Here is a 10,106-nt window from a genome sequence, read left to right on the forward strand (position 1 = left end):
CTTAGTAATTTGAAATAAAAAATATAAGCCGGAAACAGGAGATTTAAGATCACCTGTTTCCGGCTTTTTTCTTTAGATTCTATCTTTTATTACTTATCTTTTTTAGAGAATGTCTTTACAAAGAAACCAAATACATTTCTTACAAGAGGTCCAGCAAAGAAAATCTGCCAGCAGAGAGCCATTGGGAAATTTAAAGCTGTGGTCTGAAGCCATACAGCAACAAACTGTGAACCAGCGTTTTTAAAAAGAATTGTAGCAACAAGACTCATAAGTGGGCACATAAGGCATACTGACATAGCTGAAATGGCCAAGATCATCATGATCATAGGATCTTTACCAGGTGTAACAAATCTAAATGCCAGAATCTGGGCAAGCTTTCCTACAAATAAAAGCTCTAATACAATGGCAACGGGCCACATGATCAGCATCTCTTTAAAGGCTGCAAGAAAAACGAAATTCTGCATTCCGCCAACGTTTAGTGAAATGTTATAGCAGATCATGGCGTAGACCATTACAAAGGCCATAACGAATGTAAAAATAACTTCTTGAAATTTGTTCTGTGGTAACATGTTCTCTTCTCCTTTCATGATACCGTGGGGAAGATCATAAGCGTGTTGTTCGTTATCACCAGGTGGTGTGCGTTTCCAATGTTACCAGCTTTTTCTCTTCTATAAAAATTGCAACAAGAAGGGATTATAGCAGAAAAAGGAATTTGATGTAATAGTAATTTTTTAAAATCTGTGAGAATAAGGTATAATATAGCAGTGTGTGCAAGGTAATACGCACTATTTAATATATAGAAATGAGGAAGTTTATGGCAAAATGGATGGTGGCTAATAAAAAAGCCGATTTTAATAGATTATCCAAAGAGTTTGGTATTAGAGACATTACAGCAAGGCTTATTGCTAACAGGCTTATTAGAAGCAGAGAAACAGAGACAATTGACTGCAATGACGAGGCGGTCAGAGCATATCTTGAGGGCGGACTTGAGATGCTTCATGATCCCAGGAAAATGGCAGACATGGAGAAAGGCGCACAGGTTATGCTTGATAGAATCAATGCTGGCGCCAAGATTCGTGTTATTGGAGACTATGATGTAGATGGGATATGTTCTTCCTTCATTCTTACATCTGGACTCAGACTTCTTAAGGGAGATGTGGACTGTGTTCTTCCTGACAGGGTCAAAGATGGATATGGACTTAGCATCAAACTTGTGGACGAAGCCTTTGAAGCAGGTGTTGATACCATAATTACCTGTGACAATGGTATTGCTGCTGCGCAGCAGATTGCACATGCCAAAGAGAAAGGTATGACGGTAGTTGTCACTGATCATCATGAAGTACCTTTTGAGTTAGAAAGTGATGAGAGCGATTTAGAGGCTAGGATAGAAATCCTTCCACCTGCAGATGCAATTATAGATCCTAAGCGTCAGGAGGGAGATTATCCTTTTAAAGAAATCTGTGGAGCAGTTGTGGCTTACAAATTCATACAGGTTCTTGCTGAGCTTGCTACGGGTTATAATGCAGCCCAGGATTTGTATGGGACTAGAGCTGGCAAGAATGATAAGGCAGGACAGAATATGCCTGACGCTAGAGCAGACATAGATGGAGATTATGAGAAACTGGCAAATTACTTTAAAGAGATGCTGATCTTTGCAGGAATTGCTACTGTCTGCGACGTTATGGAACTTAAGGATGAGAACAGGGTTATAGTCAAGAAATCTCTTGAACTTATTGAAGGAACCAGAAACCTTGGCTTAAAAGCCCTCATCCACCAGAATAGCCTGGATGAGAGCAAGATATCCTGCTATCACTACGGCTTTGTGATCGGCCCATGTCTTAATGCTACAGGAAGGCTTGACCTGGCAACAAGAGCCTTAGAACTGTTTTTTTCTGATGATGAAGGTAAGGCTGCCATCACTGCAGCTATTTTAAAGCAGCTCAATGATAATCGTAAGGATATGACCAAGCTGGGCGTTGATAGTGCCTGTGAATATGTTCAGAAGGAAATTGAAGAGACTGGAGAACTACCCAAGGTTCTTGTTATCTATCTTCCTGAAGTACATGAGTCTATCGCTGGAATAATTGCTGGCAAGGTAAAAGAGAAATATTACAGGCCCACGATTGTTCTGACTAAGGCGGCTGACAGCGGAGTTAAGGGGTCTGGCAGATCTATAGAAAAGTTCGATATGTACGAGGAACTTTCTAAGTGCAAAGATCTTTTTACAAAATTTGGTGGACACAAAATGGCGGCAGGTCTTTCTCTTCCTGAGGAAAATATTAAGGAACTCAGGAGAAGACTTAATGAGAACTGTAAGCTTTCTCAGGGAGACTTTGTACCGGTTCTTCATGTGGATATGGTAATGCCTCTTAAATACGCTTCTCTGGATCTTGTCAGGGAATTTGAGAAGCTCGAACCCTTCGGAAATGGCAACGCTAAACCTATTTTTGCTCAGAGAGATGTGGCTTTATTATCTGGCAGAATTCTTGGTAAGAACAAGAATTGTGGGAAATACCGCGTAACAGACGAGGGTGGCCTTATATATGATATGATGTATTTTGGAGACATGGATAAATGGCATGACTATCTGAGAGAAAAATATGGACAGAAAGCTGTAGATGATCTATATCTTGGAAATACAGATGGCAGTATGAAGGTCAGCATTGCTTATTATCCGGATATTAATAGTTATCAGGGAAGAGATAGTCTGCAGATTGTTATGAATGACTATCTATAAATGAGCAAAAAAATAACCCCTAAAACCACAAAAACACACGCATAAGCGTGTGTCTGCGGTTTCTTATGAGGGGGAGATAGTGAGTTGTTACACTCACTTCATGTAAATTATATTAACAAAAAAATGTGAATAAAATGTGAAAAAAATATAAAAATTAGAATTAATCAAAATTAGTTAAAAATTAGCTTAAATTAATTACATTTAACTAACTTAAAAATTAAGTTTTTTTATCATGGAGGTACTGGTATGAAACTGTCAAAATTATTAGAAAGGCTCAATTATACTATTACAGAAGGCAACACAGACAAGAGATTAAGTGCAGAAGATATTGAGATTAAGGATGTTGTTAATGACAACAGAAAGATATCTGAGGGATCTCTTTTTATCTGTATCAAGGGAGCAAACTTTGATGGTCACTCCTGCGCAGCAGAAGCTTATGAGAAAAAGGCAGGCGCAATTGTAGTAGAGGGAGAGGTTGATCTTCCAGAGGGATGCGACCTTCCAGTTATAAGAGTTGAGAATACAAGATATGCTATGGCATTTATCTCAGCAGCATATTTTGGAAACCCTGCAAGCAAGCTCAAGACAATCGGTATCACAGGTACAAAGGGCAAGACCACAACAACATATCTTATCAGGAACATGCTGGAAAATGCCGGTCATAAGTGCGGTCTTATTGGAACTATTGAGGTAATAATCGGCGATGAGCATATCCATGCTGAGAATACAACACCTGAGTCATTTACACTTCAGGAATACATGGCCAAAATGGTAGAGGCTGGCTGCGACTGCGTAGTTATGGAAGTTTCATCTCAGGGACTTATGCTTCATAGATCTCAGGGCTTTATCTTTGACATTGGAATCTTTACGAATATTGAACCAGATCATATTGGGCCTAATGAGCATACAGATTTTGAAGACTATATGCGCTGCAAAGGTCTTTTGTTCAAACAGTGCAGGATCGGTATCTGTAATGGAGATGATATACACACAGAGGATATTCTGGAGGGACACACCTGTAAGGCTTATACTTACGGATTTGGTGAAGGCCTTGATCTTAGGGCAATCAACCTTGCATACATCAGAAAGCCAGGAGAACTGGGAGTTTTCTTTGACACAGAGGGACTTATCAACATGCATGCAGAGATCAAGACTCCTGGAAAGTTCAGTGTTTATAATGCTCTTTGTGCAATTGCAGTTGCTAACCAGCTTGGCTGCACACCTGAGGAAATCGCTCCAGCGCTCAAGGAAGCCAAGGTTAAGGGCAGAATTGAAATGGTCAAGGTTTCTGATGAGTTCACTCTTATGATCGACTATGCACATAATGCAATGGCCCTTAAGAGTCTTCTTACAACTCTTAGAGACTACCATCCAAACAGACTGATAAGTGTATTCGGATGCGGCGGTAACAGAAGTAAACTCCGCAGATTTGAGATGGGTGAAGTTTCAGGCAAGTATTCTGATTTCACTATTATCACTTCTGATAACCCAAGATATGAAGAACCAGAAGCAATCATGGATGATATTGAGACAGGCATGAAGAAAACTGATGGCAAGTACATCAAGATCACAGACAGAAAAGAAGCCATAAGATATGCCATAGATCATGGCGAGCAGGGTGACATCATTGTTCTTGCCGGCAAGGGCCACGAAGACTACCAGGAGATCAAGGGCGTTAAATACCCTATGGATGAGCGTGTCATCATCCAGGAAATCCTCGCAGAGCGCAATGAAAAATAATTTAGTCCGTTTCATTAATATGGTAAGATTTTTCAGGGGGTTATATTAGAGTTTGAGGAGTGTGATGATACCAGAAATATGACTTCATGCGAGTATGCAAACATAATAATAGACATATCCCATGAAAAGGTCGACAGACTGTTTCAGTACAGGATTCCGGAGAGGCTACGAGATAGGATAGAAGTAGGCTCTCCTGTTGACGTGCCATTCGGAAGAGGAAACACTTTGAGAAAGGGCTATGTTCTGGAACTTACTGATGAAGCAAACTGGGATCCGGCCAAGATAAAGGAAATTGTAAGTATCCCTGAAGATAACCTGTCAGCAGAGGATATTTCAATAAAGCTCGCAGCCTGGATGAAGAGATACTACGGATCCACTATGATCGCAGCTCTCAAGACTGTTATCCCGGCTACCAAGAAGATGGATAAAAAGGTGAGAAAGTTTGTTTCTCTTAGGATGAATCTGAGGGAAGCAACTGAGTATTACCACGAATGCGTAGCTAAAAAGCAAAAGGCCAGAGAGAGGATCATGGCTGAAATCCTTGCTACGCCGGAGGATAAGATTCCCTATGAGCTTATAACCAATAAGCTCCACGTTACGGCAGCTACTTTAAAGAGTCTTGCCGATAAGGGAATTCTAAGGATTGAAGAAGAGGAGTACTACAGGAAACCTGTTGCAGGCGATTCTTCAAGATATGGCGAGAAGGTTTTAAGTAGTGAACAGCAGGGAATAGTTGACAGTGTAATATCAGATATGGACCAGGGTAAAAGAGATACCTATCTTATCCACGGTATCACCGGAAGCGGCAAGACTGAGGTCTATATTGCGCTTATAGATGAAGTAATAAAACGGGGTAAGCAGGCTATAGTTCTTATCCCTGAAATAGCGCTTACTTACCAGACTCTTATGAGATTTTACAGGCACTTTGGTGACAGAGTATCAGTTATGAATTCAAGTCTCTCCCCAGGTGAAAAATTTGATCAGATGGAGAGAGCAAGAACTGGTGATATAGATATCATTATTGGCCCCAGATCAGCTCTTTTTACACCATTTCCAAACACCGGGATAATAATTATAGATGAGGAGCATGAATCCAGTTACAAGAGTGAGTCCATGCCTAAATATCATGCAAGAGAGGCAGCTATAGAGCTTGCCAAACTTGTGCCAGAAGGAGCAAGTGTTGTCCTGGGCTCAGCTACTCCATCTCTTGAGTCCTACTATAGAGCCAAGAACGGGCAGTATCATTTATTTGAGCTAAAGAGACGACTAACAGGTGGAACTCTTCCAGAAGTTGAAATTGCGGACCTTAGGGAAGAATTAAGAACCGGAAACAGATCTATTTTTTCCAGAAGACTTCAGGAACTTATGGAGGATAGGCTCTCAAAGGGCGAGCAGGCAATGCTGTTCATAAATAGAAGGGGCCTTGCTGGCTTTGTATCCTGTAGATCCTGCGGACATGTGTTTAAATGTCCTCACTGCGATGTCTCTTTGTCGGAGCACAGAGGAGGCAAGCTGGTGTGTCACTATTGCGGCTACGAGGAGCCTATGAGGAAGATCTGTCCCAAGTGCGGATCTAAATATGTTTCATCCTTTAGAGCTGGTACCCAGCAGATAGAGGACGAGGTAAAGAAATTCTGGCCCCAGGCCAGGGTACTTAGGATGGATGCTGATACCACAAGGACTAAGGGAAGCTATGATAAGATTCTTTCTGCTTTTGCATCTAAAGAGGCAGATGTGCTTGTGGGAACCCAGATGATAGTAAAAGGTCACGATTTCCCGGATGTTACTCTTGTGGGTATTCTTGCTGCAGACATGTCTTTATATGCAAGCGACTATAGAGCCAGCGAGCGAACCTTCCAGCTTATAACTCAGGCTGCTGGAAGAGCAGGACGCGGGGAAAAGGAAGGAAACGTGGTAATCCAGACCTATGACCCGGAGCATTATGCGATTGTTGCTGCTTCCAAACAAGACTACGAGGGCTTTTACGAGGAAGAGATTGCCTACAGGGATTTGCTACGCTACCCGCCAATAGCTCATATGATGTCTGTGCAGATAATGAGCAGCGACGAGGATAAAGGCATGCAATTTGCCACCAGACTTCGCGCTATCATGGAGCAACAAGGGCAAAAAGGCGTAGTCTTTATCGGGCCTGCTGCGGCAGCCATTGGCAAGATAAATGATGTTTACAGAATGGCAGTTTATGTTAAAATGGATGACTATCAAGGACTTATTACTTACAAAGATTTGCTTGAAAAATATATCAGAGGCCTTGAGGACATTGGCCAGATGAAAGGCATATCCGTTCAGTTTGATTTTGACCCGGTGAATGGATTCTGATCTTGGGCCAGATGTCAAAATTTTCTTTTGGTACCTACATCATGTTATACTATGTAATAAATAAGTGTGTGTTCAGAATAAAACCAAAAAAGAAACAAAAACAATAGCAATAAATAATGAGGAGAAAGAAATAAATGGCACTTAGAACAATAAGAGAATATGGTGATGATGTCCTTGCCAAGAACTGCAAGGAAGTTAAAGAGATAACACCTAGAATAAGAGAACTTGTGGCAGACATGTTTGAGACAATGTATGAGGCAAATGGTGTAGGCCTTGCTGCTCCACAGGTTGGAATTTTAAAGAGAATATTTGTTATTGACTGCACTGGCGAAGATCCAATGGTATTCATCAATCCTGAAATTCTTGAGACTAGTGGTGAGCAGACTGGTTATGAGGGATGTCTTTCAGTTCCAGGCAAGTCAGGAATTGTAACTCGACCTAATTATGTAAAGGCTAAGGCAATGGATCTTGATGGAAATGAGTTTGTCGTTGAAGGCGAGGAACTGATGGCAAGAGCAATCCTTCATGAGAATGACCACCTTAATGGCCATATGTATGTTGAGAAGGTTGAAGGTGACCTTGTGGACAACGAGGAGCTTATGGCTGACGCAGAAGAGGAAGAAGAATAAATTAAAAACTGAAAGGCAGTTGTTACATGAAGATAGTTTTTATGGGCACCCCGGATTTTGCCAGGGCTGCACTTGAAAAGATAATAGAAGCTGGTCATGAGGTGCTACTTGTGGTGACTCAGCCAGATAAGCCCAAGGGCAGGAGTGGTGAACTTCAGATTTCTGATGTTAAGGCCTGCGCTCTTGAGCACAACATACCTGTTTTTCAGCCAGTCAGGATAAAGCTTCCTGAAAATGTGGCTGAACTTAAAAAGTACGATGCAGATATTTACGTGGTTGCTGCCTTTGGACAGATCCTTTCACAGGAAATCCTTGATATACCAAGGCTTGGATGCGTCAATATCCATGCATCCCTCCTTCCTGAGTACAGAGGAGCTGCTCCTATTCAGCAGTCCATCATAGATGGCAAGAAGGAAACTGGAGTTACAATCATGCAGATGGCTGCTGGAATGGACACCGGAGATATCCTGATCCAGAGAACAATTCCTATAACAGAGGATGAGACTGGCGGCGGATTATTTGATAAACTTGCTGTTCTGGGCGGAGAGCTTATAGTTGATGCCCTTCCTAAGATTGAGAAAGGCGAGCTTACACCTGTTCCTCAGGATGAAGAAAAGGCTACAAAATGTGGAAAACTCAGCAAGGACATGGGCAAAATTGACTTTTCCAAGGATGCTGAAACTATCCGCAATCTTGTAAGAGGCCTTGATCCATGGCCTTCTGCTTTTACAAAGCTTGGGGGCAAGACTTTTAAGATCTGGAAAGCGAAGACTCTTTTGACCTCTGAGTTTGACAAGATGGTAAAAGAGATAGCTGATTCTAAGGATGATGTTAGAACAGCACTCATAGAGAAAAATGAAACCGGCTCTGTTGCAGCAGTTCTTAAGGATTCTTTTGTTGTCCTTACTGGAGGGGATTTCCTTCAGATATTCGAGGTTCAGCTTGAGGGTAAAAAGAGGATGGCAGTAAAAGACTTCCTCCTTGGTTACAAGCTGGAAGTTGGGCTAAAGCTTGGATGATAATTTCTTTCGGGGGGAAGAAGGATTTAAATGGTAAATATTAGAGAGATAATTCTTAATATACTGATAGAATATGACAGGGATGGCAATAGAAAGCCATCCCTTTTAAAGGACACCCTGGAAAAGTATGACTACCTTGAGACAAGAGATAAGTCTTTTATCAAGAGAGTCACTGAAGGATGTCTTGAGAGAAACATACAGATAGACTACATACTTGATTCTTTTTCAAAGACACCATGTAGCAAGATGCAGCCACTTATCAGGAGTCTTATGAGAATGAGCTGTTACCAGATCATGTTCATGGATTCAGTGCCAGACAGTGCTGCCTGTAATGAAGCTGTGAAGATAGCTGGCAAGCACAAATTTACTGGACTTAAGGGCTTTGTAAATGGAGTTCTTCGAAATATTTCCAGAAATAAGGACAAGATCCAGTATCCGGACAAGTCAGAGGAAGGCGGCATCAGATATCTTTCTGTGATGTATTCAATGCCTGAGTGGCTCTGCGAGATGTGGGTTGCAAGATACGGCTTTGATAAGACAGAGGGAATGCTTAAGTTCTTTTTGGACCCAAGGCCTACTACAGTCCGTGTTACCAGGGGGCTTCCCCAGAGCAAGGACGTAGAGGAAGTAGTAAAAGAGTTGACGGATGCAGGAATTAGTGTTAAAGTCAATTCTCTTTTGCCATATGCTCTTGAACTTGAAAAGACTGACAACATCCGCTATGCGCCTGGATTTAAAGAAGGAGAATACATTATTCAGGATGTAAGCTCCATGCTGGTAATGGAAATCGCATCCCCGCAGAACAGGCAGACTGTTGTGGATGTGTGCGCAGCTCCAGGCGGAAAGAGCATGCATGCTGCAGAACTTGTTTTCCCGGATGGCAAGGTGTTTTCAAGGGACGTATCGGAACGCAAGATTGAACTTATTGAAGAAAATGCCGAGAGACTGGGTCTTAGCAATATTAACACAAAGGTTCACGATGCAAGACTTCATGATGGAGAGTTAAAGAACGCAGCAGATGTCCTTCTTTTGGACCTTCCCTGCTCTGGCCTTGGAATTTTGGGACGCAAGAATGACATTAAGCACAATATAAAGAGACAGAGCCTTGAGGAATTATCAAAGCTCCAGTGGGAAATCATCAAATCCTCCTGGGATTATGTGAAGGTTGGAGGAACACTCATTTATTCGACCTGCACTGTTAACAGCCAGGAGAATGAAGAAATGGTTAAGAGAATCTGCGATGAACTGCCTTTCCAGCTGGTTGATATCACAGATAATCTGCCAGAACCTCTTAAGAAGAGCGCCAAAAAGGGTTATATCCAGCTGATCCCTGGTGAATTCGGAACAGACGGATTCTTTATCGCAAAGCTAAAACGTATATAGGTCTTCAAAGTCATATGTTGATGTGCTTGCACATAGCAACATATGACCTTGAAGACCGAACGAACATGAGGAAAAAAGATATACGAATGAAATGAGTATATCGATTTCCGAATGTTCGTAGCATGGCGAGAACGAAGAGGAGCCATGCGTATATACGTTGGACACAAAGTCATATGTTTATGTGCTTGCACATGAGAATTGAGCTAGATACACGCGGATTTGTAATCTAAAGAGAATAGCATGTACTATGCTTGATGGGAA

The 10,106-nt window shown here is 41.7% G+C and carries 7 protein-coding genes; 6 read left to right on the top strand and 1 reads right to left on the bottom strand.

Annotated features, from left to right (window positions below; all coding sequences use genetic code 11):
• Positions 1–89: 89 nt before the first annotated feature.
• On the bottom strand, positions 90–569 hold the full coding sequence (locus BLO53_RS04960) for a DUF2798 domain-containing protein (protein WP_092059385.1): 480 nt from the start codon (positions 567–569) through the stop codon (positions 90–92).
• A 245-nt stretch (positions 570–814) separates the two neighbouring features.
• Here BLO53_RS04960 and recJ point away from each other — a divergent pair, with 245 nt between their 5' ends.
• The 6 genes from recJ to rsmB all read left to right on the top strand — a co-directional run bounded on the left by recJ (position 815) and on the right by rsmB (position 9,845).
• The gene (gene recJ, locus BLO53_RS04965) at positions 815–2,737 is read left to right on the top strand and encodes a single-stranded-DNA-specific exonuclease RecJ (protein ID WP_092059386.1); all 1,923 of its coding nucleotides are present in this window, start codon (positions 815–817) and stop codon (positions 2,735–2,737) included.
• Positions 2,738–2,983: 246 nt separating this feature from the next.
• Positions 2,984–4,477: a UDP-N-acetylmuramoyl-L-alanyl-D-glutamate--2,6-diaminopimelate ligase gene (locus BLO53_RS04970; RefSeq protein WP_092059387.1), complete on the top strand. Its 1,494-nt coding sequence runs from the start codon at positions 2,984–2,986 to the stop codon at positions 4,475–4,477.
• 78 nt (positions 4,478–4,555) lie between these two features.
• Positions 4,556–6,814, top strand: a complete 2,259-nt coding sequence (gene priA / locus BLO53_RS04975; RefSeq protein WP_092059388.1) for a replication restart helicase PriA — start codon at positions 4,556–4,558, stop codon at positions 6,812–6,814.
• Positions 6,815–6,948: 134 nt separating this feature from the next.
• Positions 6,949–7,443, top strand: coding sequence for a peptide deformylase (gene def, locus BLO53_RS04980; protein ID WP_092059389.1), 495 nt, complete (start codon positions 6,949–6,951; stop codon positions 7,441–7,443).
• 26 nt (positions 7,444–7,469) lie between these two features.
• Positions 7,470–8,462 carry a methionyl-tRNA formyltransferase gene (gene fmt / locus BLO53_RS04985; RefSeq protein WP_092059390.1) on the top strand — a complete coding sequence of 331 codons (993 nt, stop codon included), beginning with the start codon at positions 7,470–7,472 and terminating at the stop codon, positions 8,460–8,462.
• A 30-nt stretch (positions 8,463–8,492) separates the two neighbouring features.
• On the top strand, positions 8,493–9,845 hold the full coding sequence (gene rsmB, locus BLO53_RS04990) for a 16S rRNA (cytosine(967)-C(5))-methyltransferase RsmB (protein WP_092059391.1): 1,353 nt from the start codon (positions 8,493–8,495) through the stop codon (positions 9,843–9,845).
• The last annotated feature ends 261 nt before the right edge of the window (positions 9,846–10,106 follow it).

The sequence above is a fragment of the Butyrivibrio sp. INlla14 genome (genome assembly GCF_900102515.1).
Classification (GTDB): Bacteria; Bacillota; Clostridia; order Lachnospirales; family Lachnospiraceae; genus Butyrivibrio.

Bases quoted from the DNA above. Each gene is read 5' to 3' on its own strand.
- BLO53_RS04970 (WP_092059387.1), top strand. From the start codon at position 2,984: ATGAAACTGTCAAAATTATTAGAAAGGCTCAATTATACTATTACAGAA.
- BLO53_RS04960 (WP_092059385.1), bottom strand. From the start codon at position 569: ATGTTACCACAGAACAAATTTCAAGAAGTTATTTTTACATTCGTTATG.
- priA (WP_092059388.1), top strand. From the start codon at position 4,556: ATGACTTCATGCGAGTATGCAAACATAATAATAGACATATCCCATGAA.
- rsmB (WP_092059391.1), top strand. From the start codon at position 8,493: ATGGTAAATATTAGAGAGATAATTCTTAATATACTGATAGAATATGAC.
- def (WP_092059389.1), top strand. From the start codon at position 6,949: ATGGCACTTAGAACAATAAGAGAATATGGTGATGATGTCCTTGCCAAG.
- fmt (WP_092059390.1), top strand. From the start codon at position 7,470: ATGAAGATAGTTTTTATGGGCACCCCGGATTTTGCCAGGGCTGCACTT.
- recJ (WP_092059386.1), top strand. From the start codon at position 815: ATGGCAAAATGGATGGTGGCTAATAAAAAAGCCGATTTTAATAGATTA.